Source organism: Halobacillus salinarum (assembly GCF_022919095.1).
Lineage (GTDB): Bacteria > Bacillota > Bacilli > Bacillales > Halobacillaceae > Halobacillus_B > Halobacillus_B salinarum.
The window spans coordinates 3,155,116-3,180,450 of the sequence record NZ_CP095073.1; the positions used below are offsets into that span (position 1 = coordinate 3,155,116).

26 protein-coding genes and 2 pseudogenes are annotated in these 25,335 nt (G+C 42.1%); 11 read left to right on the forward strand and 17 right to left on the reverse strand.

All coding sequences use genetic code 11. The annotated features are described in order from the left end of the window. Positions 1 to 30 precede the first annotated feature (30 nt). The gene (locus MUN89_RS21840; RefSeq protein ID WP_256463995.1) at positions 31 to 156 is read left to right on the forward strand and encodes a hypothetical protein; all 126 of its coding nucleotides are present in this window, start codon (positions 31 to 33) and stop codon (positions 154 to 156) included. On the opposite strand, the gene MUN89_RS16330 is transcribed toward MUN89_RS21840, so the two are convergent. Further along, entirely contained in the window at positions 153 to 512 is a 360-nt protein-coding gene (locus MUN89_RS16330; RefSeq protein WP_244708829.1) for a YisL family protein, read from the reverse strand. The two genes, MUN89_RS21840 and MUN89_RS16330, sit on opposite strands and share 4 nt — an antisense overlap. Before the next feature lie 157 nt (positions 513 to 669). Between MUN89_RS16330 and MUN89_RS16340 the strand changes: the two are divergent. Next, positions 670 to 1,861: pseudogene (locus MUN89_RS16340) on the forward strand (ornithine--oxo-acid transaminase). Between the two features lie 26 nt (positions 1,862 to 1,887). Here MUN89_RS16340 and MUN89_RS16345 read toward each other — a convergent pair. The 3 genes from MUN89_RS16345 to MUN89_RS16355 are packed head-to-tail and all read right to left on the reverse strand — an operon-like array spanning position 1,888 to position 4,804. Further along, on the reverse strand, positions 1,888 to 2,400 hold the full coding sequence (locus tag MUN89_RS16345; RefSeq protein ID WP_244708831.1) for a GDYXXLXY domain-containing protein: 513 nt from the start codon (positions 2,398 to 2,400) through the stop codon (positions 1,888 to 1,890). Then, positions 2,397 to 3,596: a DUF2157 domain-containing protein gene (locus MUN89_RS16350; protein ID WP_244708832.1), complete on the reverse strand. Its 1,200-nt coding sequence runs from the start codon at positions 3,594 to 3,596 to the stop codon at positions 2,397 to 2,399. The genes MUN89_RS16345 and MUN89_RS16350 overlap by 4 nt, the downstream gene beginning before the upstream one ends. Before the next feature lie 17 nt (positions 3,597 to 3,613). Further along, positions 3,614 to 4,804 (reverse strand): DUF418 domain-containing protein, encoded by a 1,191-nt coding sequence (locus tag MUN89_RS16355; protein ID WP_244708833.1) that lies wholly within the window; start codon positions 4,802 to 4,804, stop codon positions 3,614 to 3,616. Between the two features lie 85 nt (positions 4,805 to 4,889). On the opposite strand from MUN89_RS16355, the gene MUN89_RS16360 reads away from it, so the two are divergent. The 6 genes and pseudogenes from MUN89_RS16360 (at position 4,890) to MUN89_RS16385 (ending at position 6,776) form a co-directional block, all read left to right on the forward strand. After that, positions 4,890 to 5,108 carry a spore germination protein gene (locus tag MUN89_RS16360; protein WP_244708834.1) on the forward strand — a complete coding sequence of 73 codons (219 nt, stop codon included), beginning with the start codon at positions 4,890 to 4,892 and terminating at the stop codon, positions 5,106 to 5,108. A gap of 13 nt (positions 5,109 to 5,121) precedes the next feature. Then, positions 5,122 to 5,349, forward strand: coding sequence for a spore germination protein GerPB (locus MUN89_RS16365; RefSeq protein ID WP_244708835.1), 228 nt, complete (start codon positions 5,122 to 5,124; stop codon positions 5,347 to 5,349). A 52-nt stretch (positions 5,350 to 5,401) separates the two neighbouring features. Further along, the gene (gene gerPC, locus MUN89_RS16370; RefSeq protein ID WP_244708836.1) at positions 5,402 to 5,938 is read left to right on the forward strand and encodes a spore germination protein GerPC; all 537 of its coding nucleotides are present in this window, start codon (positions 5,402 to 5,404) and stop codon (positions 5,936 to 5,938) included. After that, positions 5,938 to 6,144 (forward strand): spore gernimation protein GerPD, encoded by a 207-nt coding sequence (locus MUN89_RS16375; RefSeq protein WP_244708837.1) that lies wholly within the window; start codon positions 5,938 to 5,940, stop codon positions 6,142 to 6,144. Before gerPC ends, MUN89_RS16375 begins: the two co-directional genes overlap by 1 nt. Further along, positions 6,137 to 6,513, forward strand: a pseudogene (locus MUN89_RS16380) (spore germination protein GerPE). Before MUN89_RS16375 ends, MUN89_RS16380 begins: the two are co-directional and overlap by 8 nt. 44 nt (positions 6,514 to 6,557) lie before the next feature. Beyond that, positions 6,558 to 6,776, forward strand: a complete 219-nt coding sequence (locus MUN89_RS16385; protein WP_244708838.1) for a spore germination protein — start codon at positions 6,558 to 6,560, stop codon at positions 6,774 to 6,776. Between the two features lie 41 nt (positions 6,777 to 6,817). On the opposite strand, the gene MUN89_RS16390 is transcribed toward MUN89_RS16385, so the two are convergent. From MUN89_RS16390 to MUN89_RS16410, 5 genes are all read right to left on the reverse strand, one after another. After that, entirely contained in the window at positions 6,818 to 7,099 is a 282-nt protein-coding gene (locus tag MUN89_RS16390) for an HNH endonuclease (RefSeq protein WP_244708839.1), read from the reverse strand. After that, the gene (gene addA / locus MUN89_RS16395; protein WP_244708840.1) at positions 7,083 to 10,805 is read right to left on the reverse strand and encodes a helicase-exonuclease AddAB subunit AddA; all 3,723 of its coding nucleotides are present in this window, start codon (positions 10,803 to 10,805) and stop codon (positions 7,083 to 7,085) included. Before addA ends, MUN89_RS16390 begins: the two co-directional genes overlap by 17 nt. After that, entirely contained in the window at positions 10,805 to 14,305 is a 3,501-nt protein-coding gene (gene addB, locus MUN89_RS16400; protein ID WP_244708841.1) for a helicase-exonuclease AddAB subunit AddB, read from the reverse strand. The genes addA and addB overlap by 1 nt, the downstream gene beginning before the upstream one ends. Positions 14,306 to 14,396: 91 nt before the next feature. Continuing rightward, entirely contained in the window at positions 14,397 to 14,942 is a 546-nt protein-coding gene (lepB, locus tag MUN89_RS16405; RefSeq protein WP_244708842.1) for a signal peptidase I, read from the reverse strand. Positions 14,943 to 14,996: 54 nt separating this feature from the next. Next, a complete protein-coding gene (locus tag MUN89_RS16410) occupies positions 14,997 to 15,644 on the reverse strand; it encodes a TVP38/TMEM64 family protein (protein ID WP_244708843.1) in 648 nt (215 codons plus the stop codon). Between the two features lie 211 nt (positions 15,645 to 15,855). On the opposite strand from MUN89_RS16410, the gene MUN89_RS16415 reads away from it, so the two are divergent. Next, positions 15,856 to 16,263 carry a YhjD family protein gene (locus tag MUN89_RS16415; RefSeq protein WP_244708844.1) on the forward strand — a complete coding sequence of 136 codons (408 nt, stop codon included), beginning with the start codon at positions 15,856 to 15,858 and terminating at the stop codon, positions 16,261 to 16,263. On the opposite strand, the gene MUN89_RS16420 is transcribed toward MUN89_RS16415, so the two are convergent. Together MUN89_RS16420 and MUN89_RS21845 are read right to left on the reverse strand one after the other, a co-directional pair. Further along, positions 16,193 to 16,723 carry a competence protein ComK gene (locus MUN89_RS16420; RefSeq protein WP_244708845.1) on the reverse strand — a complete coding sequence of 177 codons (531 nt, stop codon included), beginning with the start codon at positions 16,721 to 16,723 and terminating at the stop codon, positions 16,193 to 16,195. The genes MUN89_RS16415 and MUN89_RS16420 overlap by 71 nt on opposite strands. Positions 16,724 to 16,856: 133 nt before the next feature. Continuing rightward, complete coding sequence (locus tag MUN89_RS21845; RefSeq protein WP_256463996.1) at positions 16,857 to 16,985, reverse strand: hypothetical protein; 129 nt, start codon at positions 16,983 to 16,985, stop codon at positions 16,857 to 16,859. A gap of 44 nt (positions 16,986 to 17,029) precedes the next feature. On the opposite strand from MUN89_RS21845, the gene MUN89_RS16425 reads away from it, so the two are divergent. Beyond that, complete coding sequence (locus MUN89_RS16425; protein ID WP_244708846.1) at positions 17,030 to 17,491, forward strand: DUF3939 domain-containing protein; 462 nt, start codon at positions 17,030 to 17,032, stop codon at positions 17,489 to 17,491. A 371-nt stretch (positions 17,492 to 17,862) separates the two neighbouring features. On the opposite strand, the gene MUN89_RS16430 is transcribed toward MUN89_RS16425, so the two are convergent. The 3 genes from MUN89_RS16430 to MUN89_RS16440 form a co-directional block, all read right to left on the reverse strand. Then, a complete protein-coding gene (locus tag MUN89_RS16430; protein ID WP_244708847.1) occupies positions 17,863 to 19,404 on the reverse strand; it encodes a fatty acid--CoA ligase family protein in 1,542 nt (513 codons plus the stop codon). 154 nt (positions 19,405 to 19,558) lie between these two features. After that, complete coding sequence (locus tag MUN89_RS16435; RefSeq protein WP_244708848.1) at positions 19,559 to 20,557, reverse strand: lipoate--protein ligase; 999 nt, start codon at positions 20,555 to 20,557, stop codon at positions 19,559 to 19,561. Positions 20,558 to 20,622: 65 nt separating this feature from the next. After that, positions 20,623 to 21,363 (reverse strand): MBL fold metallo-hydrolase, encoded by a 741-nt coding sequence (locus MUN89_RS16440; protein WP_244708849.1) that lies wholly within the window; start codon positions 21,361 to 21,363, stop codon positions 20,623 to 20,625. A 118-nt stretch (positions 21,364 to 21,481) separates the two neighbouring features. Here MUN89_RS16440 and yhfH point away from each other — a divergent pair, with 118 nt between their 5' ends. Continuing rightward, positions 21,482 to 21,610 (forward strand): protein YhfH, encoded by a 129-nt coding sequence (yhfH, locus tag MUN89_RS16445; protein WP_244708850.1) that lies wholly within the window; start codon positions 21,482 to 21,484, stop codon positions 21,608 to 21,610. A gap of 146 nt (positions 21,611 to 21,756) precedes the next feature. Here the strand turns inward: yhfH and MUN89_RS16450 are convergent, their stop codons facing one another. The 3 genes from MUN89_RS16450 to hemH all read right to left on the reverse strand — a co-directional run bounded on the left by MUN89_RS16450 (position 21,757) and on the right by hemH (position 25,334). After that, positions 21,757 to 22,770, reverse strand: a complete 1,014-nt coding sequence (locus tag MUN89_RS16450) for a LacI family DNA-binding transcriptional regulator (protein ID WP_244708851.1) — start codon at positions 22,768 to 22,770, stop codon at positions 21,757 to 21,759. Between the two features lie 227 nt (positions 22,771 to 22,997). Then, positions 22,998 to 24,401, reverse strand: a complete 1,404-nt coding sequence (gene hemY / locus MUN89_RS16455; protein WP_244708852.1) for a protoporphyrinogen oxidase — start codon at positions 24,399 to 24,401, stop codon at positions 22,998 to 23,000. Next, positions 24,402 to 25,334: a ferrochelatase gene (hemH, locus tag MUN89_RS16460; protein ID WP_244708853.1), complete on the reverse strand. Its 933-nt coding sequence runs from the start codon at positions 25,332 to 25,334 to the stop codon at positions 24,402 to 24,404. Between the last annotated feature and the right edge of the window lies 1 nt (position 25,335).

Below are 25,335 nucleotides of genomic sequence, written 5' to 3' on the forward strand. Positions count from 1 at the left end.
TTATCATTATTATTAACCGCTATTCCCCAAATGGCGGATTCAATTACAAAACCAAACGAGCGTTTTAAGCTCTACCCCCACTACAACAAAAAACGGCATGCGAAACTGGCATGCCGTTTTTTGTATGAGCTTGTCATCGAACTTTCATTTAATTAGCGAGGAAGAATTCCCATAGGTAGAAACCCAAACCCTAGAATTAAAGCAATGGCGACAGCAATAATAAACTGTGTCCACCAGATTCCTGCAGGCTTGTGTTTGTATGTTTTTACTGCTGCCATCTCCATTGATGCGATAGCCCACAGTCCTGCGAGTAATTTAATAATAACGAGGGGTCCGTAACTTGCATAAGAAGCAAATAACGATCCCCCAGAATAAAGAATCAATAGATAATCCAGTCGTAAAATCATCTGGGTGATTTTTGCTCCTTTTTCATTTCCTTTTTTCGCTAAAGAAACGACAATGGCAAGCAAAATAAAAGCAAGTACCCATGAGGTAATATGTAAATGTGCCAAGATGTATTCCTCCCTTTCCATTTTCCCTAATAATATCATGATTTCGACCTGTAATCCTATTATAATGAAAGCTTCACAAATATTTCACTTGTAAGAAAATTCGCTCTAAACCTGTTATAATGAGGAAAGATGTTTCAAATGAAATTGGAGGGATATCATGTCAGGTATTAGTCAGCAAATCATCGACCAAACACAAGAATATGGAGCAAAAAATTATCATCCACTGCCAATAGTCGTCACGAAGGCAGAGGGGTCTGGGTGGAAGATCCTGAAGGAAACCGTTATATGGATATGTTAAGCGCATATTCCGCCGTCAACCAAGGGCACCGCCACCCACAGATCATTCGAGCTCTTAAAGAACAAGCTGATCGTGTAACGTTGACCTCAAGAGCTTTTCACAATGACCAGCTCGGACCATGGTATGAAAAAGTATGTAAACTTACAAATAAAGAAATGGCTCTCCCTATGAATACGGGAGCAGAAGCAGTAGAAACGGCCGTTAAAGCTACTCGTCGCTGGGTTATGATGTAAAAGGGATTGAAGAAGGGAAAGCTGAAATCATTGCCTGTGAAGGGAATTTTCACGGAAGAACGATGACAGCTGTATCCCTGTCCTCTGAAGAGGAGTACAAACGGGGATTTGGCCCAATGCTTCCAGGTATTAAAACGATCCCTTACGGCGATATCGATGCTTTGAAGGATGCAATTAACGAAAACACAGCCGGATTTTTATTAGAGCCGATCCAAGGTGAAGCTGGCATCGTTATTCCTCCAGAGGGATATCTTAAGGAAGCCTATGAGGTTTGCCGCCAGGAAAATGTGTTGTTTGTAGCAGATGAAATTCAAGCCGGGCTCGGCCGTAGTGGAAAAATGTTTGCCTGTGAATGGGAAGATGTTACTCCTGATATGACGATTCTTGGCAAGGCTCTTGGAGGCGGTGTATTTCCGATTTCCTGTGTAGTCGCGGATAAAGAGATTCTTGGTGTATTTAACCCCGGCTCCCACGGCTCAACTTTTGGAGGCAATCCATTAGCTTGCGCCGTGTCTATGGCTTCTATTGATGTTATTGAGGAAGAGAATCTCAGCCAGCGCTCTTTAGAACTTGGGGAATATATGATGAATGAGCTGAAAAGCATAACCAATCCTAAGATTAAAGAAGTTCGCGGAAAAGGGCTGTTTATTGGTGTGGAAATGACGGAGAGCGCCCGTCCCTACTGTGAGCAGCTGAAGGAAAAAGGTCTATTATGTAAAGAAACCCACGATAACGTTATTCGTTTTGCTCCTCCTCTAATTATTGAAAAAGAGGATTTGCAATGGGCCATTCAGCAAATTAAAGAAGTTTTAAGCTAAGCAAAAGGAGACCCCCCGGTCTCCTTTTATTTTTCTTCTGAAAGGGAAGCTATTTTTTTCTGTCCCCACGGTGCTATGACAATTTCCACTACCCTTTCCTCGTTAGGCTGAATTTGCGTGGCCATGCCTTCTTCTACATAGTAACGATCCAGTCCTAGAGAAACACGGTATTCCCCGGCAAAGGAATTATGTCCTTCATATTTAGCTTTGATTACTATTTGGTCCTTCGTGGAAGCTTCGAGCTTCCGATTAGAAGCTTTCTTGAGCCGATACACACCTGATTTATCCTTTTTTAAAAGCAAATCCACCTGCTCGCCGCGGTTTGCTTCTTTATTTCCTTCCCAATATTTTTCAGGAATTTGTTCCACTTGATAGCCTAATGAAACAAAGTCTCCATAAAAAGGATCTCTTGGATCAATAGGAGTCGTCTTCAGCTTAATCGTTGTCCCAAAAGAATCCATCGCATAATAAGAAACACACATAAGAACTAAAAACAGCACTTGTAACCCTACAAATACATAAAAGACTATTTTTTTCATTCCACGGTGCCTCCTTTAATTAAATTCCTTCTTTTCCTTTCAAGAAGAAAACTCAGCAGGAATAACAGGACGCCTCCGATAAAAAAGAACAGCGACCGGCTCATGAAATCCCAGGCCAGCTGAAAATAAGCCATTAGCGTGGTTACAAGAAAAGCAGCTGTTCCTTTATTTACCCAGCGGCTGATTTCTTGTTTGTATCCTGCCACAAGCCACCCTAGAGAATAAAGAAACAAGAGCACTAAAGACAGCATATCGCCAAATTCAAACCGAAAGACAGGGACAAATAAAATCAAGTCAATCCAATACACATTCACGGGGCTCATCGCCGATCTAATGACAGCAAAAACAAATAACACTGCCCAAACGATAAAAAAGAAAAAGGAATATTCAATGCTGTCAAATATATAATCACTGGATAAAAAGAAGACCTGTAAGGCATTCAACACAATTAAGGCAATGACACTGACCATGTTAAAGATGCGATATCTGCCTTTTCCCTTTACCAAATCATCAGTTAAATAAAGAACAAGAAAATAAACGATCAGCCAATAATAAGGAAACTCTTCACTAAAGACGAGGACAAGTGCTTGTATAGAAAAACTTAAGGCAAACCCTAAAGACAGCCAATCGTCTTTACATCGATACGCAATCATACCTATTCCAAAAAGAAACAATATCCCAATCCAGATGTCGAAGCTTTGAAATACAATTCCGCTATAGATTTGGCCGATGGTCATGATACTGACTGTGGAAATAAAAAACAGTTTTTCTTGATACACCAAATAAAGACAGAAAGATGCTGACGACCAAATAAAAAAAGGAAAAGCGCTAAATGCTTGGTAATGATACATTTGCCCTGTCAGAAAAATGCCTGCACCAAAAATGAGCATCGCAATCAATAAAAAACTCCGGCCAAGGTTCTTTGACCCTTTTTCAAAAAGGATATGGCCCATGATATAAAATAAAGTCATGGAAAGAACGATAATCCCCATTCGTCCGAGTTGAGGAATAGCCGACCAGTTGGAAGCAATAAATGTTAAAAAGCCAAGTCCAATAAAAATGGCAGCAAAAGTCAGCAGAAATGATCGAGCGGGCTTTTTTTCATATCTGTCAATTATTTTTTGCCTTTGTTCCTCTGTGATAATGGAATCTTCAACCCACCGTCTGCTTTCTTTATCTATTTGGTCTCTATACAAGCGGATCCCCCCTTTAATTAATAGGATGTTTCTGTTTGTTTGCGCTTCATCGGCTGCTTCTTATTATATGTTAATGATCTCCACAGCCATTCAAGCGGACCGTACTTATACTTTCTTAGCCATTGCTTGCTCAAGAAGATTTGAAGAGCATAAACAGCAGTTACTAAAAGAAAACTTTCCAGCGGAGACACTTGAGCATACCAGCCCAAACCCACAGAGTAAAATAGGAAAAAACATAAAAGAGATTGAAAAATGTAATTAGATAAGGACATTCTCCCAACCCATGTCAAAGGAAAAATCACCTTTGCACCAACACGGGTTTGGAATAATAAAGTAATAGATAACACGTAAAAAACTGCTGATGCAGATCCCCCTATGCCGTCCTGCAAAAGCTGCGTCCATTCGGGACTGCCGATCAAGTAGGGGCCAGCTTTGAAAAGAATAAAGAGAACACCAGTGATTCCCCACCATTTTTTTATGGAGGCCATATAGTTAAGAGGTTCATGGAGCCATCTTTTTCTCGCAATCACCATGCCAAACAAAAACATGGGGATAAGGCTGCAGGCCAAAAAAGGAATGACCGATGGAGCGTTGGAATAAAGCCAGTCGTTCAAGTTCTGTTCCCAAATGTCAGTTATCGTTCCCTGTCCATAATTTTGTTTTGCCTGAGAAATTGCAAATTGATTTATCGTTCCAAGCCGGCTGCGGGCATTGTAATAAAGCAGGGTCAAAGGAACAATATATACGATCAGCATTCCAAAAGCCCAGCTTAATAACACCCGATTGCTGGCGTAGAAAAAAGCCAATAACACAAATCCTAATATTCCGTATGTTAATAATATATCACCATGCCATATAAAGAACGCATGGATAATACCAAAACAGGTAAGGACACCTAACCTGCGCAAAATGACTGCTATGACCTTTGCTCCTTTCTCAGCAACGCGGTCTTTCATCATCTGCAATCCAAAACCAAACATAAATGAAAATAGGGTGTAGAAACTTGCCTGAAAAAAAATATCAATAACAGCTTGTACGGTATGGCTTACGTTTGAAGACCAAAACACCGCCTCTCCACCGTACATAAAATAAGGAGCATTGAAGGCTGGAACGTTCACCATAAAGATGCCAAGGATGGCCAATCCTCTGGCGGCATCAACCCAGCTTAACCGGTCCGTTTCCGTTAACGGGGATACTTCCATATTCATCTGGATTCCTCCTCTGCTCTTATTTTACTTTTAATAAGATATTTAGACAATCTTATCACATAAGATAAAGAAAGGAGTATGAATAATGCCAGCAAAAGTAGGAGCAGTAAAAGTTGTAGCCATCTCCTCTTCCAGCATTTTTAACATAGGGGATGTATATAACATGTCCCCTTCTGCAATGGTTAAGACATTTGCTGGTGGCGGCTCCTTTAATACAGGGAACGGCATAAGGATAAATCTGAATAATTCCACTACGTATGTCAATGACAATGAAGCAATTGACCAGTCCTTTATTAATTCTTAGGAGGTGGAGTTTCATGAGTCTGACCGTCCATCAATCGATTTGCATTCATGTGTTAAGAATAGGAACCATTGCCAATTCATCTATAGTCCAAATAGGAAGCTCCGGTGTAATACAAGGGAAAGCCGACCTTTATAATACAGGGGAATACACCAAGCCGGGGGAAGAAGCAGAGCCTGTTGCAGGTGAAGTGAGTATTCCAGAGCAGGAAGCTCTTCCGCTTGTCCCACTTTCTTTGTCCTAGTCAAATCTCCCACATCTTTAGCATAGGCTATGGATAGGGGGGGTGAACGTAATTGAGCTACTATCAGCCATGGCAGGCGTGGTTTCAGCAGATGATGCAATATATGCAGAAACAACAGGAAATGATTGATCAGCTCACCGATAAGGTTGAACAGCTTCAATCAAACGAAAAGCCGCAGACCGTCATTGAAAAAATTGAATATCATTTTGATCAGCTTAAAATTGAAACGTTGGAAGGTACCTTGCAAATTGGCTTAACCCCTAATGGTTCGGATTATTCCGAGCTTGGTGAATTGTATTCTAACAACCACACTGCTCAAGCACCGATACAGCATACCCTGCAGGATTATATGACGACTGACATTCCTCAATGGATGGACCGTTACGTAAAGGACCATGATGTTTCAATCAGTGACACACATAAGGAACAAATAATAAATGATGTGAGGAAGCAGCTTCCTCAAAGAGTCCAGCATTATCAACAGGAATATCCTGATTTAGATGAAACCACCATGCTTCACCGTATCCAAGAAGAGGTCAGGCATTCCCTCGGGCAATATTTGAATTCTTATGAAGGAGATGGAAAGTGATGAACCACGTTGTTTATAATTACGGACTTCATGTAGGAAGAATTCAAGTGAGAGGTGTAACTACATCCTCTGTCTTTCTAATAGGCGATAACAAAACGATACGTACCAATTCTTTTTTTGATACGCCTCCTGAGTCTTTAATCGTTGGAAGCTTTGTTCCTCTTGAGGAGGAAGCAGCCTTCGAAGCTGTAGACGAATATGAGTGAACGAGTCGTCTACTCCAATTGTATTGACGTTATTTCCACACTCATTAGTTCTGGGGTATTGATAGGAGATTTATATCGTTTTGCTCCTTTATCCCGAGTTATTGCCGTGCAAAAAGAAGGACCAAGGTTTACTAAGGAACGAGTGAGATTTGAAGACTATTCTCTTTTTACTCGGGAGGCCCCCCTCCTCTGCCCCCGCTGGATGTTGAAAGTTTTCATTACCATAATGCTCCTATAATTGTAGATGAAGTGTGTGTGACCGCCGTTTCCACTGCTTCTCTGCTTCAGGTAGGCGGAACTGAGCATATCGATGCTGAGGCAAGAGTTAAACATTTCCGTATTCTTCAAGAAGATGAACAGGAGGACTAATCTTCGCATAGTTTAAACCATACGAATAAAAGGAGGCTGTTTTCATGCCATCTCTTGTAGGTGCGGTCAGTATAAACAGTGTAGGAGGAGGCGTTGTCAACTTCGGGGATGGATTTTATTTGTCACCCAAGAGTACTTCGAAGACAAGTGCCGGTTCAGGTGCGCTTAATACCGGGAACTTTATATGTACAAATAACGGGCTTAGTTCAACGAATCCGATTGACCCGGATGTTAACGATCAAAATGTTACTGCAAACGCATAAAAGAAGGGGTAGAACTCATAACGTCCTGCCCCTTCTCTTTTTTATGATCTTCGTTTGGATTTTTTCGTAGGAACACTTTTTCCTGGATCCTGCTTTTTTATCCAGTGAAGAAACTTTTTCACATCAGGATGGTCCGCAAGCCTTGCAGTGGTATGATAAAAACCAGCTAATTCAATATTGGTAAATATTAAATGAATCTGTCTGTGACAATCACTGCAAAGCATGACTGTTGGCTCGTTCACACCGCCGTATTGTTTCGGAACTAAGTGGTGCTCGGTTACTTTGCGGGAAAACCGATGGCATAACTCACATTCCCCCTCCATTATGTTCCACCTCCACAATAAACGGTCCGTCAAAGAAGTATAAACAAGCCCGCTGAACAGGTTCTTTCCAAATCTTTTCCAGAGCTGTAGCGTATAGACCTACTTGGGTACGGTAACGCGCACTTAACTCATCAGCATCTACTGAGGTACCCGCGAGTTTATCTGTTTTGTAGTCAAGCAGCAGCCATCCGTCCTGGTAAGGAATCAGCGCATCGATAACTCCTTGAATAAATACTTGTTCTTTGCTGGCTTCCTCCTCCCATTCCGAATACACGTCTTGAGCAGGCAGGACAAGGCTGAAAGGCACCTCCCTTTCTACGAAGGCAGCTTCAATTGCCAGTTTACCTACGGAAGATTGAAAGAAAGCAGCAACCGCTTCCGTATTAATTACATCCGCTTCTTCCCTTCTTAGTATCTCCTTTAATACCAGGTGTTCTACAAATTCTTCTACTTCCTGATTAGAATAGGCATGAGTAAAAGGAATGTGCTGCATGACTGCATGCAGAGCGCTCCCCTTTTCAGCAGCGGTCAGTTGCATCTGCTCCTGCATAAACCTTGGCCTTTTGATAATAGGGGCCTGATAGGGAACTAGCAGCTGATCACTTGAATACTCATCTTTCGCCTCACGCTGCCTTTTAATTTCCGTCACCGTTTGCTTGGCACGAGAAAAAGCCGCTTGTCGATAAGGGTATTGATAATTCAAACGCTGGATAATTTCTGAATGATTCTCCTGAGTTGTTACCTTTTCCCAATGATTTACTGCCTCTTTCAGTTCTTCATCCCGCACCTTTTCCATTTCAGTAAGGGCAGCATACTCTTGACCATGAGCGATTCTTATCTTCCATTCCGATGCATCAGTGATAACCTCCTCTTTCGTCCGGACCTCTACATCGCCTCGTAAGCTGCCGGCGTGAGAATGCCTGACTAACGCAGGACCGACCCAATCCAAATAGGAAGTTGCTTCTAAGCGGTCATGCGGAGGAAGAACCCAATTCGGCCAGTCCGCGAAACCTCGCCATTTCTCCTGCTTCTTTTCAAATGAAGGCACATTGCCTACCATAACGAGTTTCTCCTTAGCCCTCGTTAAGGCCACATATAAGACACGCATTTCTTCAGCTAATAGTTCTCTTTTCTTCACTTGTTTAATAGCCTGATAAGCCAGGGTAGGAAACATGATGCGTTTTTCCGGATCAATGTAGCGTGTTCCAATCCCGTAATCTTTATGAAGGAGATAACGTTCTTTTAAATCCATCATATTGAACTGCTTATCGATGGCACCCAGGATGACCACAGGAAACTCCAGGCCTTTACTTTTATGGATTGTCATAATCCTGACCACATCCTCCTGTTCTCCCAGGGCGCGTGCTGCTCCCAAATCGTCCCCTCGTTCTTCCATTCTTTCGATGAATCTTAGAAACCGGAACAAGCCTCTGAATGATGTAGTTTCATATGAACGGGCCCGGTCGTATAACGCTCTAAGGTTCGCTTGCCGCTGTCTCCCCCCTGGCATACCTCCGACAAAATCGTAATACCCTGTAGCCCGGTAAATCTGCCAGATGAGTTCAGATAAGGCTCCTTGACGCGCTTTTTCACGAAAACCATTGAGAAGGTTTATGAAATTTCTCACTTTGTTTTCAAGCTCTTCTGTTCCAGTATAATGAGTTACTGCCTCATAGAAGCTTGCTCTCTTATCCGTAAGACGAAGCTGCGTGAGTTCTTCCTCGTCTAGCCCTACAATCGGAGAGCGTAGAACAGATGCTAAAGGGATGTCCTGTTTAGGGTTGTCGATAATTTTCAGTAGATTGAGCATGACTTTCACTTCAATCGCTTCAAAATACCCTGTCGATAGTTCTGCATAAACTGGAATGCCTTGCTGTTTTAACTCATCCACAATCATAGGCGCCCACGTCATCGACCTCATCAAGATCACGATGTCTCGATACTGGATGGTTCTTTTATGGTTTGATTCTTTATCCACCACTTCCAGCGGAGCTTCATCTTTATGTCCAAGCCATTGACGGATTAAATCTCCATAAGCCCGTGCCTCCAATTGGGCCTTTTCAAGATCGCGATAATCTTCATCCTGCGTGTTTGGCTCCTCATTGTCTACCGCTTCCCTGTCGATAATAAGCAGTTCCGCCTCAGCATCAGCAGAAGTTAGTTCATCATAAACACGGTTGCTGTAAATAAGTTCTGCTTCTGGTTCGTATTCCATCTCTCCTACTTCCTCATCAAGTACTTGTCTAAAAATATAATTGGCGGCATCAAGCACCTGTTTTCGGCTTCTAAAATTTCTCGCTAGATCAATACGTTCTCCAATGTCAGGATTTTCAGCAAACTGTTTATACTTATTAAGAAATAAGGAAGGCTCGGCATGGCGAAAACGATAAATGCTTTGTTTTACATCTCCCACCATAAATAACTTACCGGACTGTTCTCCATAAGTAAGCAACCGCAGCAATGTTTCCTGAACGAGGTTTGTATCCTGGTATTCGTCGATCAGAACTTCGGAATACTGAGCATGATAACTCCGTGCAATCTCTGATGGGATAGGAGTATCGGGTGTAGACGTTTCATCAAGTAATAAATGCAGACAGTAATGTTCCAAGTCCGAAAAGTCAACGATCGCCTTTTCCTTCTTGAGCTGCTGATATCTTTCTTTGAAATCTTTTACAATGAAGGATACTTGTTCCATTACGGGATGCAGCCGCTGCATATCTTCCAAATATTGGGCCAGCGGTCTCGTAAACCAGGCTTCCTTTATATCTGTCCAACGTTTTTTATAACGATCACGTGTTTTTTTAGCTGCTTCTTTCTTACCTTCATCACAATCCATCTTCTTCCTTGATAGTGCACTAAACTTACTGTCTTTTATAAACCGTTGTAACTCGTCCCAGGAAATTTCGAGCGCACCTTTTGCCTGCTGGAGCAGTTCAAAATCCTCCTCAGCATTGATTCCATAGGCAGAGGGACCGTCCGGCATACGTGTCATTTCCCGAAACTCTGTCATTTCAGCTTCGATTGCTTTAAACTGACTGTGCACTTCCCTTTTTAACAGATGCAGCCATGGTAATTCTTCCTCTCTATTAAAATCTGATGCATCATACATTTTTACGGTCCGATCAAGCCAGGCTTCCGGCCATGGATTTTGACTGGCGAACGTGTAAAGCTCCAGCACTAATTTCTCAACATCCAGATCACTTCGATCACTTGAGAAGCGGTCCACAACATCAAAAAACCGCTCTCTTGCTTCGCCGTCTTTTCCATACCAATCTTCAAAGAGTTCTTCCATGACCTCTTGCTGAATAAGATCAGCTTCAATATCGTCAGCAATCCTGAATCCGGGATCAAGATCAAGCAAATAGGCATTTTTCCTGACTACATCCATACAAAAGGAATGCAGGGTAGAGATCGAAGCGTTTTGCAGTAAGGATAATTGTTTTTTTAAATGCCGGGAATGAGGATTTTGCTCCAAAGCTTCGCTCAACGCTTGTCCAACTCGATTTCGCATTTCCTGTGCTGCTGCATTCGTGAAGGTTACCACCAGTAAAGAATCAATATCAGCTGGATCTGTCTCGTGCAGCAGTTTTTGAATAATTCGTTCTACAAGAACGGCTGTTTTTCCGGACCCGGCAGCGGCAGCGACTAATATATCTGAACCGTGGGAATAAATCGCCCGTTCTTGCTCTTTTGTCCAACTGACCATCAGCTTCCTTCCTCTCTCTTTACTATTGCTTCCAAAGCTTCTTCTTCTTTTAAATTCTGCATCCTGCGGAATTGGTTTTCTTCCAGCGTTGGATCAAACTGACAGACGGACCGGTATGGGCAGAAGCTGCATGCCGTCTGTTGTTGCTGCTGAAATGGATTAAGCTTAATTTCCCCTTCAGTGATGCTTGTCCCTGATTCTTTCATTACGTCTCTAATATAGTGGGTTAAAGCTTTAAAACGATCCGAATCAGCCGTTTTAGAATTTTTATAAAAGCCTCCATTCGCCTTTAAGCCTGCAGGGATAATTTGACTCTGCCCTTTTTGAAGCCCAGTATCCATCAATTGAACGATTCGCTCATTTTCAAGCAGTAGTCCTTGCATTTTAAACTTTTTAAAAATTTCTGCTTCTATTTTTTCATCCGCAAGCATCTGAGTCCCAGTAATCATCGGATTATGGACATGGAAATAAAGCACCCCGGCAGGAGAAGCTTTAGCTCCAAGCCAATATTCAGCATTTGTCAGCACTACATCTAAATAAGCGAGCATTTGTAAGGAGAGACCATAATATACCTCCATTAGGCTCAAACCTCTGGCACTCGACTTATAATCAATAATTCTTAAATACAACTCATCTTCAGAAAGTGCACGATCAACACGGTCAATCCGTCCACGGAGCATGAGTTCGTAACCATTTGGCAAGTCAAGAAACAGTGGTGGCAGCGGGCTGTCTTTGCCGCTTCCAAAACCAAGCTCCAGCCCGACGGGAGAAAATTGAGTCTTACGGGCTTGTTCACTTAATACATAAGCAGCTCTTGCAATAACCCCCTCCAACTTCCGCTGAATGTATTGGTACCGGTTCGAGCTGTGCAAAATCTGGTTTTGCAAAACCGGAGCCAGATGAGCAGTTGCCTGCCTGGCATAGTGATCCGCATCTCCCCTATTAAGCTCAGCGAAGTTTTTCCCTTCTGCCCGCACCCATTCAGTGATTTGCTTAAGCGCTTCATGAAACAACTGTCCAATATCCGGAGCATCCAGCTTGTAAGTCCGCCTCGCTTCCAAATTCAAGCTGTGCTGGGCAAAGTATTGGTAGGAACACCGATTATAGGTTTCCAACCTTGACACACTTGTACTGAGTGTTTTAGGAAATAATTGGTCTTTTGTTTCTTTCGATAAATTAACAGGCTGATTTCGATAAAACAAACTTTGCAGGACCCGCTGGGTAAGCCCTCCTTTGCTCTCATGAAAAATATACCAGTTAAGCACCTCCCACCAGACGGGCTGGAGCAAATAGCCCTTTAAATAACGGGCAAGCTGAGCAGTCAGTGCGCCACGTGTTTTTTCAGGTGTTGTAATAAACCGCTCTGCATCAGTGAGGTCATCAGGATCCTGCCAGAGAACATGATTCTGACACACTGGGAACAGTTCTTCTAAACGTTGGACTAGAGAAGCCGGGAGCTTTGATTTTCCTTCTTCATTACTCAAAGGATAGCTCACGTAAAGCTTATCTTTCGGCATGGTTAACGATAAATAAACATAGAAGCGATCATCCAGCAGCTGTCGCTGGCTTCCTGCAGCCAGGCGCATCCCATGTTCAGCCAGCAGATTTCTTTCTCTTTCTGAGATAAGCCCGTCAGCTGGCGGCTTCATCGGCCACATCCCTTCTGTAACTCCAAGAAGGAACGACACTTTTATCCCTGTAACCCTTGAACGATCTACACTACCTACGATGACATGGTCCATGCTCGGCGGCACGTGAGCAAAAGAAAGAGCCTCCAGCCCACTGTCCATGGTGTTTCTAAACAAAGACAAAGACACAGGTTCGTCGCCGGCCATTTCTACCATCTCATCAAGAAGCTGTACGATAGCATCCCACACTTGTTCCTGCTCTCTCGCACTTTCAATTTCTCCTTGAGCATCGTAATAATCCCGCCATTGTTCGAGTTTCTCTGGCGCTTGAATCTGCTCTAGCCATAAATATAGAACCTCTGCTCTCTCACTGACAGTACGAGCTTCCCTCAGCTGCCTGTCAAACGATTGCAGGGCGGATTTTACTTGAGTTCTATAGGCATTAATACGAACTTGCTTCTCTTTTTCCTCATCGGTTTGAGCTGCCTGCTCAAAGCCTCTGAATCTCTGATAGAGCCAAGGCTTATCTTCAAACCAGCGGTTCCTTGAGCGTATCCCATACTCAAGCACATAATTTTCCAGTTCATCAACCGCATCGGCATCCAGGGGGTGCTGCCGGTCCATCCCTGAAATAAAACCTGTTTTTAACAGTCGAAAAAGCGCATCGTATCTAAAATCCCCTTCCACAACATCCAGTCCCGAACGAATCAATTCAATGAGCGGATGATTGAGCATCGTTCTTTTTTCATCGATAAAGACAGGAATATGGTAGTCTTCAAACAACGTATCCACTAAGCTATGATAAACTTCGGGTTCCCTCATCAATAAAGCAATATCTTTATAGCGGTACCCTTCTTCCCTGACAAGCCGGAGAATTTCCTGAGCTACGCCTTCAACTTCAGCACGGGGATGGACAGCTTCAGCAATTTGTATCGGAGACTCTCCATGAAAAGGAGGGGCAGGACGTGTATCAAAGTACTCTTCCATATGTCTGAAGAACGGCCTGTTTTTAAACCTCCCTTCTTTATGATCAAGGGGCAGGACTTCTTCTACAGACACCCCGGCTTCATGAGCAAGGTTCTGCAAACTAAAAAAGGTTTCTTTCGTTTCATGGAATAAGTCTAATTCAGCGTTTTCCTCAGCCTGCGGCGCTTCGGTCGTTAACGTTACATGAACAGAACTCACCTTTTTCATTAATTCTTCAATCACCACGTACTCCTGTGGGGTAAAGCTGTGAAATCCATCCACGTACACTTCAGCATTTTCAAGAAACTGGGCTTGCGAAATTTTATCGGCTAATAATTGGAGCTGGTCTTCACTGTCTATGTACTGCTCTCTTAAAGCATCCGTAAGGCGCTCGTAAATGTAATAGAGATCATCCAGCTTTTCCCGCAAGGCAGATTCATGAGAAGTCGTATGAACGAATTGATCGAGAGCATTCATTTGAGCCCGTAGAGTTTCCGGGGAGATTCTATATCGCTTAAACTCAGTAATCATGCCTTCGAGCTGTTCAATAAAGCCCTGCTTTTCAATGGCTTTCTGAAAGACGCGCCAATCCGAGGTCCTCTCTTCCACAATTTTTCTCAGCATCATTTGGACTCCCGTAGAACTGATAAACTTTTTTGTGTCTCCCCCTGTTTCCTGAAGTACTCTCCAGGCTAATCGGGAAAAACTGAATACTTGAGCTCGAATAGCTCCTTCGATGCCATCTCTTTTCAACAGCGCGTATTCTTGTTGAAAAGTCATTTGGTCGGGCACTATATAAATAATAGAAGGACCTTTAGGATCCTTTTGTAATTTAGTTTCAATTTCCTCAAGGCAGCGGCTGCTCTTTCCTGCTCCTGAACGCCCTAATAAAAAACGTATCCCCATGATTGTCCTCCTCAAAAACGTTCTATCTTTCTCTTTATTTTATCATTTTCTTTCCTGTAAATGAAAAAAGCCGTCCGCAAATGGACGGCTCTCATTCCGCTTTAAACTGCAAGGCAAGCTGAGACACCGGCCAATAGCGAACGTCTACTTTTCCAACAACCTGATCAATAGAAACGAAACCAAAATAGCGGCTGTCTAGACTATCACGACGGTTGTCTCCCATAACAAATATCTTCCCTTCAGGGACGCGCTCGTGCTGCGTTACTTGTTCAAGGGTGAAATCCTCAGTAAAAAGCTCTCCATCATGCGGACGGAGCGGATCTAAATAATGTTCAGGCACAATTTTGCTATTTACATAGAGCTTGTCATCCTTAAATCTAATCTTATCACCGGCGACCCCAATCACTCGTTTAACATAATCCTCTTTCTTATTGGCATGAAATACAATGACATCCTGCCTGCCGACACTGTGCCAATCATACACGACTTTATTTACCATCAACAGGTTTCCGTCATTCAGCGTTGGTTCCATCGATTCTCCATCTACGATATAACTCGCAAAAATAAAATACCTGAATACAAATGCAAGCGCTAAGGCAAATAGGATAGTCCGGATCATTTTGCGATATTTTCTCATGTCTTCTCCTCCAGGATTGATTACTACCAACATTTTACCCTTTGGAGTATAAACTTAATCGCCCTGCTGCTTTCTTCGTTCCGACTTTCGATGGATTCTTCGTTCAATGTACTTTCCTATCATCCAAAATAAAAAAATACACGCTCCTACAACAATCGTTTTTACTGGATTTTGAGCAAACTCTTTTATACTGCTCCCCACATAGGAAATGGTGAAGATCATCACAGACTTTCCAAGTATCGTCGCTAATATAAATTGTTGTCTATTCACCTTTGAAAGCCCTGAAACCACATTGATGATCGAAGATGGAGAAAAGGGAAAGCACATGAGCAGAAAAAGCGGCCCGAAGCCATGGTCTTCCAGCCAGCTCATTACTCTTCGGACCTGCTTGTGACGGCTGACAAACTTAAAAAAGCGCTTTTGCCCCAGCCGTCTGACTATGAGAAACACAAGGATCGCTCCCACTACAGCTCCAATCCATGAATACAAAAAACCTTTATACAGTCCATAAACAACGGAATTAGCCAGCACAAATCCAACTAAAGGAAGGATCGGTAAAAATGCTTCCAGCATGGGCAGAAGGATTCCAGGAAGCGGTCCTAAGCTCTCGAATTGTTCAAATTGCTGGATGATATAGTCAAACAATCGATCGTTTTCAGCCATTTGCTTTAGTTGTTCTAACGTAATATCCATTAAGTACATGATGCGGTGCTCCTTAAATGACACCGGAAACCAGTGTATTGCTTTTCCTTTATTTTAATCCAAACTTGTCCTGCTGCATACTGTCATTTCCATTCTTCCACCTTTGCCCCTGCCAATTTTAACCTAATCGTAAACCTTCTTGCATATTTCCAGCTGATGCGTGGTATAATAAAAACAGGAACACACGTTCTTATCAGGAGGGGATCACCACATGCGCCGCTTAAAACAAAATGAACTCGACCTTGCTTCTCGATATTTGTTTTTATCAATGGCTGTCGTGGTAATAAGACAAGATCGAAAACATTTTGAGCATGGAAGCTTTAAAATAAAAGAACCTTACTTGGAGTTACTTGGTAAAATGGAGTTAGAAGCACGTGAGGAGCGTAAGAAGCTAAGATACCAAATGGACCAGCAGAAAATTCAGGTGGTGGAATCAGGGAGAAACGATTCTTTTACCTCTTTCTTATTCCTAGCCCAGGGATATGAGGAAAAACGCAACTATTTTAATCCTGCGATTCGAAAAAAAGTAGAGTCCATTTTGTTTGAGCTTATGCATAAGGCTCAGCAACACGCTCACTTTGAAAAACCGCAGAATGCCTTAAGCGGTCCTCCAGGATGAATCGAAACTGAGCTGTACGCTGCACTTGATTTGCAATCATTCCTTCAGATACAGGGACATGAACAGTAGTGCCATTGAAGAAGTAAAGGGTGGTAGTCTGGTCTTCCTCAGCTTTATAGGACCGGATAAAATTATGGGCAATCCAGGAACACTCTTTTCGTTTCGGGGAGATTATAGGGAAGAAATACATTCCCATAGCAGAGGAAATCACGATGGGGGGTTTGTGTGTAAAACCGGCTACTTGTTTGGTACCGGAAATCTGCCCCTCTAAACTGCTGCCAAAATAATGACACGATTCATCAATCACAAGACCAGGATACTTCGACAAGTAAAAGCACTCTTTCTTTTCCATGACTTTCGTGATTACTTGTCCTACCTCATTGTACTCTGCAATCAGTGCCATCGTTTGAGGGTTCACTTCGTATTCAGTTTTTAAAGCAACATCCATTCTTCTCAACATCCTCTCCTATTCAATTGCGGCAGTTCCCCAGGGAAGCCGCCGCTCATCTACTTAAATCTACCAAATCCTAAGAAAAAAGTCTAAATATTTTTAAAAAAATGGCAGGAATATTTACCTGTCTGCTATACTTCACTTAGTGTTGTTCAACAGGCTTCTCCGGAAGCACTGATTCTTCCTTGATATCAGGAAGATATTCTCCAAAATCAGGATTAAGCAATGTACAAAATTCGAGTTCAGGCTTTACCTTTACTGGCTCTTTCATTATTTATCCCCTCACCTAAAAAACTAAGATATAAGGAGGTCTTGATGATGTGGAATCGCAAGAAAAAAAAGCAGGCCAACCAGGCTTTAGAGAAGAAGGACCTTTCCATTCACGACGTACGGCAGGCAGTACATGCATATGCTGATGACAAGCCGCAATCCGTACCGCTCAGTGTACTGATTCATGAAGACTTAACTTTGGACTATGAACTGTTATCCCCTTATCTCCATGCTATTCCTACAAAAATATATTACATGTCTAGGGAAACGTACCAAATTTTTGAGGAGGAAGATTACCAGCTCGCTAAGGATATGGACGTTGTTCAAGAAGCAGTGGATGAATACATGAAACAAACACAGGAAATTCCAATCATCGAAAGTGACCCTTATAAACGTATTAATTATTATAAGCTTGAAAAGCTGAATTTGTTACCATATCGCCCGAACAGAGAATTTTACATGACAAATGAAGAATTTATGATTACGTATAAAAAACCGGAAAATTAAACAAAAAAATGCCAATGCTCCTAATCGAGCATTGGCCAAAGAGACGACTGGTTAACTTTTGAGTGAGGGAATTAATGATATGAAAAAGCTTTTCGGAAAAGCTCCTTCATACAAATGCACTCATCAGTAATAAAATTACTGACCCTTTTATGATCACCACACCATAAAAGGTAATTTGAAATAAGCATGAATGCTTATCTAATTCTTATTGTAATATATGCTAGGTCTTCCTTCACCGAAAAGATTTTGCGGAAGACCGCAAGCATTTGCGTCATTGTTAGTTTATGACATACGAATCTCTTCCGATTCTCAGTTGTGAAGGAAAAACAGCGGCGCAAAAATATTATAGTATAGCATTCTTTACAAATGTTTCAGGAATGCGGCAGCTTATCCCGCAAGCTTTTCCGCAAAATTTTGCCAGTCGTATTTTTCGGAAGTTCTTCCATAAATTCGATTTTTGCCGGTACCTTATACTTTACTAAGTGTTCTTTACAGAAATCGATCAACACTTCCTCGCTAAGCGCTGAATTCGATGTCACGACAAAGCCAACTGCAACCTCTCCTTTTTCAGGATCGGGAGAGCCAACAACCGCTGCTTCCGAAATGTCGGGATGCTCATAAAGAACCTCCTCTACCTCACGCGGATAAACATTATAGCCGCCAACGAGAATCATATCTTTCTTACGGTCGACAATGTAAAAATATCCTTCATCATCCATTCTCGCCATATCTCCTGTGTAAAGCCAATTGTCCCGAATAGAGACAGCAGTCTCCTCCGGCATTTTATAATATCCCTTCATCACGTTCGGTCCACGAACAATCAATTCCCCGACTTCACCGGCCGGAACTTCCTCGCCTAGTTCATCGACTACTTTATTCTCTACATTAAGAATATTTGTTCCGATTGAACCAGGCTTGCGCGGTTTATCCAAGGGATTAAACGCCGTAACCGGCGAAGCTTCTGAAAGTCCATACCCCTCAGAAACTCTAACGTTGAATTGCTTTTCAAAATGATGAAGCAAAGCTACCGGCATCGAAGAGCCCCCTGAAATACAGAGCCGGATTGTGTTGAAACTTCCCGCCCTATCCTTCCCTGCTTGCAGGAGATAGTTATACATCGTTGGCACACCGGCAAATACGGTTGCATGAAATTTTTCAACTGCGGAAAAGACAGCTTGTGGAGAGAACTTCGGGATAACAAGCACCGTTCCCCCTCTCATCAATGGGGCATTAAGTGCAACGGTTAAACAGAATACGTGGAACATAGGTAAGGCAGCCACCACTTGATCACTGCTGCTGAATTGTAAATAATCTCCTACATCTGAAGCATTGGAATAAAGATTCTTATGAGTAAGCATCGCTCCCTTAGGCTTACCGGTCGTTCCAGATGTGTAAAGAATAACAGCCACTTCCTCCTCTTTTAAAACGGGAGGAGAAAATGCCTGTTTCCCTCCCACTTCCAACACCTCTGTAAACGATTTCATTTTATCTCGCAGCGAAGAAGAAGTCAGATCTACCCCGGTGCTTGAATCCGCAACAAAATAACGCTGAACCTCAAGCATGTGATCCATATGTTCAAATTTTTCCATCAATGCATCCAAAGTAATTACAGCGCGGACATCTCCATTTTTCAAAATATAATTCATTTCCGCGATCGTGTACGTAGGATTAATAGGAATGACGGTTAACCCCGCCCTTAAAGCACCATAAAAACCGATCATAAAGACAGGACTGTTTCCACAGACTAACGCAATGTGATCTCCTTTCTCATAGCTGAGCGATTTTAAATAAGAGGCAAAATGATTCACAGAAGCATTAAACTCTCCATAGCTTACTTTTTGACCTTGAAATATGTAAGCATCTTTGGAAGGGTTCATTTGAGCAACGTTGTCCAACTGTTCACTTAAATTCATCCTTATGCTTCCCCCAAGCATGTAATGAATGAATACTCATTCATTAGAATTTTAAAAATATTCAATTTAATTATAAATTACCCGAAATTATTTGACAAATAAATAGTTAAAAATGGTGTCTTTCTCACTTAGAGAAAAACACCATTCGGCTGGATTAATAAACCATTTCAACGAAATCTTCTTTCGTGATTTTACCTAAATAATGGGGAATGTCTTTTCCTTCAAGGGCGTTCGCAATAGCCTGGCGTTCATATTTGATCCCAATCAGGCTTTGTTCGATATCGCCAATATCACCGACGCCAAAAAAGTCCCCATATATTTTCACATTCCTTATATATCCTTTTGTTACATCAAGCCGTACATCATAACTCCCTGCTCCTTCAATGCGTTTCGTATGCTGGATATTGAATTTAGGTGATTTTCCATAATTCCAATCCCAGTTCTGATATCGATCCTCAGAGATTTTGTGAATTTCTTTCCAATCATCCTCAGTCAATCGATATTCAGGAACGTCTTTAACATCTTCTACATTAAAAATGTAGCGTAACAGAAGCTCTTTAAATTCTTTCATTGAAATATTATCATCCAAAAATTCAGAAATGTTTGCTACACGGCTCCGGATCGATTTAATTCCTTTAGATCTAATTTTCTCAGTTTTTACATTTAGAGCCGACACTACATTTTCGATTTCAGAATCAAGCATTAAGGTCCCGTGGCTGAACATACGGCCTCTAGTCGTAAACTGAGCGTTTCCGGAAATTTTTCTGCCGTCGACCACGATATCATTTCTGCCTGAGAGCTCTGCTTGAACACCTAAACGCCGTAATGCCTGCGTAACTGGTTCCGTGAATTTAGCAAAGTCATGGAAGCTGTCACCATCATCCTTCGTAATGAAGCTGAAGCACAAATTCTGTAAGTCGTGGTAAACCGCCCCGCCTCCAGAAAGTCTGCGGACCACGTGAATGCCATGATCCTCCACGTAGCTTGTATTAATTTCTTCCACCGTATTTTGATTCTTCCCTATAATAATGGAGGGTTCATTAATATAAAAGAGGAGATAAGTTTCATTAATATCCAAGTTTTTTAAAGCGTATTCTTCTATAGCCAGGTTGATGCTAGGATTGTTTATTCCCTGGTTGTCTATAAATAGCATCGCTCCTCATCCTTTCGTAATAGATTACCTCCTCTTATTGTAATAAAATTGTCCTAAAGAAACAATTATTGCTCCCTTTTACGCCAGGTCAATCCTTCATCCGCTACTACTATATGTCCTTTAAAGGAGTCCTCAGCCTCCTGCTTCAGCTTAGTGAGATTTCCAAAATGAGGCAAGTGACTCAAATACAGTGTCTCCACTTGAGCTTCCCTTGCAATGGAGGCAACTTCCTCACTCGTCATATGGCCGGGCTTACTGCCGTCCATCCCTTTATAAAAGTTCGTATCCGTAATAAGAAGATCCGCTCCTTTGGCGAAGCTCTTCCATTCTTCAAAGTAACTACTGTCTGCTGTATAAACCACTGTATCCATTCCGTCAGTCAACCTCATTCCAAAACAAGAGACAGGATGCTGCGTCCTTTGAAAGTCGATCGTAAAAGGCCCCAGCTGTAAGGTCTGCTCTGGATCATAGGCCACTCCCTTCGTGTATTCATGGGTTAATTGCTCAAAGGCTGTCTGATCTTCCTGATGTCCATAGATGGGAAGTACATGATTTGTTTCATTTAGCGTATTTTGTACTTTCCAAGAATATTGAAGCACCCCGATGTCTGCAATATGGTCATGATGGTAATGAGACAAAATAACAGCGTCAATATCCGTTACTCCTATAAATTGCTGTAGTCTGGAAAGCACACCGCTGCCGCAATCGACTAATAGCTTAAATCCGTCATGCTCTACTAAGTACCCTGAGGTAGCGCCTCCGGCTGAAGGATACGCTCCCCAGAATCCAATAACAGTCAGTTTCATTTGACTCACTCCTTGTAACTATTTTACTAATTTTAAATTGTTTTATAACAGGTTGTTGATTTCTGCATATTGTTATAATACAATGACTTTAACAAAATTTAAATGGAGGCGATGAGCAATGATGAGTATCCTTGAATTTTTTAGAAACCTTCCTAAAAAGCAGTGTTCAAATTGCGGAAAAACGATTCAGGAACAAGCCGATTGTTACAGTAACCTTTGCGAAGAATGCGACCATCCTGCCCGCTAATGGTTTATATTCCACAAAACATTCAATATGGAACGTAAAATTTATTGGGCAGCTGACTTCAGCTGCTTTTTTTTGTTTTTTTACTGCATTTATTTGATCCTTGAACGCCCTGTTATACAACAAAAAACCCGCGAGTCTCCGCGGGTTTACTGAAATGATAAAGTTTTTCGTTTGGATGAGTTTCTCACTAATAGATGGTGGTCATACACGTAACGGCTGGGCTGGTACACTTTCTTATGAACAATTTGACTGTATAATACTTCAATTGTCTTTTCAGCCATCTCACGAACAGGCTGACTAATGGTAGTAATCGAAGGAACCATAAGCAATGAAAGCATTTGATTATCAAATCCAGTGACTGCGATATCTCCTGGGATCTTCCACGCAGACTGACCGGCTTCATAAATGATTCCGGCGGCAACTTCATCTGATCCCGTAAAAATTCCGTCAACCTCCGGGAAATTTTCGGTAAGGTCATAAAAAGCTCTTTGGCCATCCTGTACGTTTTCTGCCCAGTCAATCACCATTTCTGTATGAAAGGTGATGGCTTTTTCCTGAAGCGCTTCGGTAAATCCAAGTTTTCTTTCAAAAGAAACATGGCTTTCGCGTCCACCTGAAACATAAGCAATTCGACGACAACCTTGCTCAATTAAATGCATTGTGGATTCGTACGCCGCTAAACGATGATCCATATGAACCATCGACACTTGAGACTCTGCTCGATATTCATTACATAAAACGATAGGACCTGACTGTAAAAAAGGTTCGATCTCTTCCCATTCGTTTATAACAGAGGTCATCACAACTCCATCGACTTGCTTTGTATGTAACAGCTGTAAATAATCCAGCTCTTTCTGTTTAGAGTCATGAGTTTGGCAGACAATGACTTGGTAGCCCAGTTCAGATGCCCGTTCCTCCATCGCTTCGATCAAATTTCCATAAAAAGGGTTTGTAACCCTTGGTAGTAAAACAGCTATGGTTTCTGTTTTTTGGCTTCTTAGTCTTCTTGCTGAAGAATTAGGGACATATCCCAGCTGCTTCATCGCCTGAATAATCCGCTGCTTCTTCTCCTCTGTCACATATGGCTGATCGTTTATGACTCTTGAGACTGTGGTCCGTGAAAGCCCTGCCAGCTTTGCTACATCTTCAATAGTAGCCATATCCAATTCCCCCTGCTGTCAACTTCTTAATGAAATCGCTTTCATATTCAAGGATACTAATCATTTTCATGACTTGCAAGCAATTTCTTCCTAACCGGCAGCAGTCAGGGAGAAGACTTTTATCCGCATTAGGCGCTTATTTTATTTTTTACGGGTAATAAATCTCACGAAAAAAAGCTTGTAGAGATTTTCTACAAGCTGGAAAACACGCTTCTTTCGGCTTTATTTTATTCGAACAAATAATTAAGCACATGATTAACAGCAGCTTCTCCCTGATCAATGCAATCAGGAAGACCAATGCCTCTGAATCCTCCCCCGGCTAAATATACACCCGGCAGCTCTGTTCGCATTTTTGCTTCAATCTTATCTAATTGATCTTTATGCCCGATCGTATACTGCGGCATAGCATTTCGCCACCGGCTCACTACTGAAAATTCCGGAGCTTTGGTAATGTTCATAGTCTTGTTTAAATCTTTAAGAACGATGTCCTTCAATTCATCATCGGAGAGGTTAACCACTTCTTGATCATTGGGTTTGCCTACATAACAACGGAGTAAAACCTTTCCTTCCGGTGTTGAATGCGGCCATTTTTTATGGGTCCATGTACAGGCTGTAATCCGGAAATCACTATTTCTTGAAACAACAAAACCTGTCCCATCAATATCTTTGTTAATAGCTGAGGCATCGAAGGCCATGGCTACGTTAGCCACCGATGTAGCTTCTGATTTACGAAAAGGTTTGAAAAATTCGTATTGAGAAAGCATCCGTTCACAGGCGGTTTGAGGAACAGAAAGAATAACTGCATCTGCTTTTTCAACCGTGCCATCACTTAAAAGCAAATGGTAGCCTTCTGTTTTTTTTTCAATATGGTCCACCTTCGTATTTTTTCTAACACTTTCCGCACTTAACCCCGCTTCCAGTCCGTCAACTAATGACTGAAGCCCATTCCGGAAGGTACGGAACATACTGGTCTTCTTGGATTTTGCTGATTTTTTTTGCTGTGGACGTGTCTTTCTTAAACCTTTGATTAAGCTTCCGTACTCCTGTTCCAGATCATAAAAATTAGGAAAAGTGGACGAAAGGCTTAATTCATCTATATCTCCTGCATAAATGCCGGAGAGCAAAGGCTCAATTAAATTTTCAACGACTTGATTTCCTAATCTTCTGCGGAAAAAAAGACCAAGAGATTGATCCTCTTCTACTTTTTTAGCAGGCTTGATAATATCCATGGCAGCCCGCAGTTTCCCTGCAGGTGTGAATAAACGTGAAAAGACAAACGGGCCCACTTTAGTTGGGATTCCCATAAAAGAACCACTCGGCATTTTATGGAGCTTACCTTTGACCAGAATATAAGACTGTCCCGTTCCATTCGGTACGAGCTGATCACTTAGCCCTACCTCTTCCGCTAATCTTACAGCACTTTTTTTTCGTTCAAGAAAAGAATCCGGGCCTCGCTCAATAATGAACCCTTCTTTTTTCACGGTTTTTATTTTGCCCCCGAGACGATCACCAGCTTCAATCAGCTCCACATCCAAAGGCAGCTGCTTTTCTCTTGCTTCCTTCTGTAAATAATAGGCTGCAGTAAGGCCGGTGATTCCTCCTCCAACGATAACGACACGTTTGTGTTCCATTTACTGCACCTCAGCTTTTTGCAGTACCACTTTGGCTAGGGTTCGAATGAATTTAGGATGGGTATTAGGCATTTCCGGTCTATAATAGCCAGCTCCTAACTCCTCACATACCACTCTGCATTCGTAATCATTGTCATACAGAACTTCCAAATGATCCGATACAAAACCTACCGGTGCATAAACGAATGAGGTATAGCCTTTCTCTTCATACAGCTCTCTTGTCAAGTCCTGTACATCTGGACCCAGCCAAGGATCTGGAGTATTTCCTTCACTTTGCCAGCCAATCTCATATTGACTGATCCCGGCAGCCTCAGAGATTAATCTTGCTGTCTCTTTTAATTGCTCGGGATACGGGTCTCCACCTTCAAGAATTTTTTCCGGAAGGCTGTGTGCAGAAACAACTAAACACGCTTTTTCCTTTTCCTGATCCTCCATCTTCTGATACTCTTCCTGAATTTTTTCTTTCCAATAATCGATAAACCCAGGTTCGTCATACCAGCTTTCTACAGATTGAATCTTAATTCCATGCTTCTCCGCTTCTTCCTGGGCTCTTCCGTTATAGGACTTTACACTAAACGTGGAATAATGAGGTGCAAGCACAATGGAAATTGCCTCTGTTATTCCATCTTCTGCCATTCTATCAACAGCATCTTCTACAAAAGGTTCGATATGTTTCAGCCCCAGATATAAGGTGAAATTCACTTCATCCTGCATGTCATTTAAAGTATCCTGCAGTGCTTTGCCCTGGTCTTCCGTGATTTTTGCAAGCGGAGAGATTCCGCCAATTGCCTCGTACCGTTCTCGCAAATCCTGAAGCATTTCTTCCGTAGGCTTCCTTCCCCTTCGGATGTGTGTGTAATATCTTTCTAAATCTTCTTCTTTATAAGGGGTGCCATAAGCCATAACTAGTAAACCCATTTGTTTTTTCATCATC

Bases quoted from the DNA above. Each gene is read 5' to 3' on its own strand.
- MUN89_RS21840 (WP_256463995.1), top strand. From the start codon at position 31: ATGGCGGATTCAATTACAAAACCAAACGAGCGTTTTAAGCTCTACCCC.
- MUN89_RS16345 (WP_244708831.1), bottom strand. From the start codon at position 2,400: ATGAAAAAAATAGTCTTTTATGTATTTGTAGGGTTACAAGTGCTGTTT.
- MUN89_RS16355 (WP_244708833.1), bottom strand. From the start codon at position 4,804: ATGAATATGGAAGTATCCCCGTTAACGGAAACGGACCGGTTAAGCTGG.
- MUN89_RS16360 (WP_244708834.1), top strand. From the start codon at position 4,890: ATGCCAGCAAAAGTAGGAGCAGTAAAAGTTGTAGCCATCTCCTCTTCC.
- MUN89_RS16365 (WP_244708835.1), top strand. From the start codon at position 5,122: ATGAGTCTGACCGTCCATCAATCGATTTGCATTCATGTGTTAAGAATA.
- MUN89_RS16375 (WP_244708837.1), top strand. From the start codon at position 5,938: ATGAACCACGTTGTTTATAATTACGGACTTCATGTAGGAAGAATTCAA.
- MUN89_RS16385 (WP_244708838.1), top strand. From the start codon at position 6,558: ATGCCATCTCTTGTAGGTGCGGTCAGTATAAACAGTGTAGGAGGAGGC.
- MUN89_RS16390 (WP_244708839.1), bottom strand. From the start codon at position 7,099: ATGGAGGGGGAATGTGAGTTATGCCATCGGTTTTCCCGCAAAGTAACC.
- addA (WP_244708840.1), bottom strand. From the start codon at position 10,805: ATGGTCAGTTGGACAAAAGAGCAAGAACGGGCGATTTATTCCCACGGT.
- addB (WP_244708841.1), bottom strand. From the start codon at position 14,305: ATGGGGATACGTTTTTTATTAGGGCGTTCAGGAGCAGGAAAGAGCAGC.
- lepB (WP_244708842.1), bottom strand. From the start codon at position 14,942: ATGAGAAAATATCGCAAAATGATCCGGACTATCCTATTTGCCTTAGCG.
- MUN89_RS16410 (WP_244708843.1), bottom strand. From the start codon at position 15,644: ATGTACTTAATGGATATTACGTTAGAACAACTAAAGCAAATGGCTGAA.
- MUN89_RS16415 (WP_244708844.1), top strand. From the start codon at position 15,856: ATGCGCCGCTTAAAACAAAATGAACTCGACCTTGCTTCTCGATATTTG.
- MUN89_RS16420 (WP_244708845.1), bottom strand. From the start codon at position 16,723: ATGTTGAGAAGAATGGATGTTGCTTTAAAAACTGAATACGAAGTGAAC.
- MUN89_RS21845 (WP_256463996.1), bottom strand. From the start codon at position 16,985: ATGAAAGAGCCAGTAAAGGTAAAGCCTGAACTCGAATTTTGTACATTG.
- MUN89_RS16425 (WP_244708846.1), top strand. From the start codon at position 17,030: ATGATGTGGAATCGCAAGAAAAAAAAGCAGGCCAACCAGGCTTTAGAG.
- MUN89_RS16430 (WP_244708847.1), bottom strand. From the start codon at position 19,404: ATGAATTTAAGTGAACAGTTGGACAACGTTGCTCAAATGAACCCTTCC.
- MUN89_RS16435 (WP_244708848.1), bottom strand. From the start codon at position 20,557: ATGCTATTTATAGACAACCAGGGAATAAACAATCCTAGCATCAACCTG.
- MUN89_RS16440 (WP_244708849.1), bottom strand. From the start codon at position 21,363: ATGAAACTGACTGTTATTGGATTCTGGGGAGCGTATCCTTCAGCCGGA.
- yhfH (WP_244708850.1), top strand. From the start codon at position 21,482: ATGATGAGTATCCTTGAATTTTTTAGAAACCTTCCTAAAAAGCAGTGT.
- MUN89_RS16450 (WP_244708851.1), bottom strand. From the start codon at position 22,770: ATGGCTACTATTGAAGATGTAGCAAAGCTGGCAGGGCTTTCACGGACC.
- hemY (WP_244708852.1), bottom strand. From the start codon at position 24,401: ATGGAACACAAACGTGTCGTTATCGTTGGAGGAGGAATCACCGGCCTT.
- hemH (WP_244708853.1), bottom strand. From the start codon at position 25,334: ATGATGAAAAAACAAATGGGTTTACTAGTTATGGCTTATGGCACCCCT.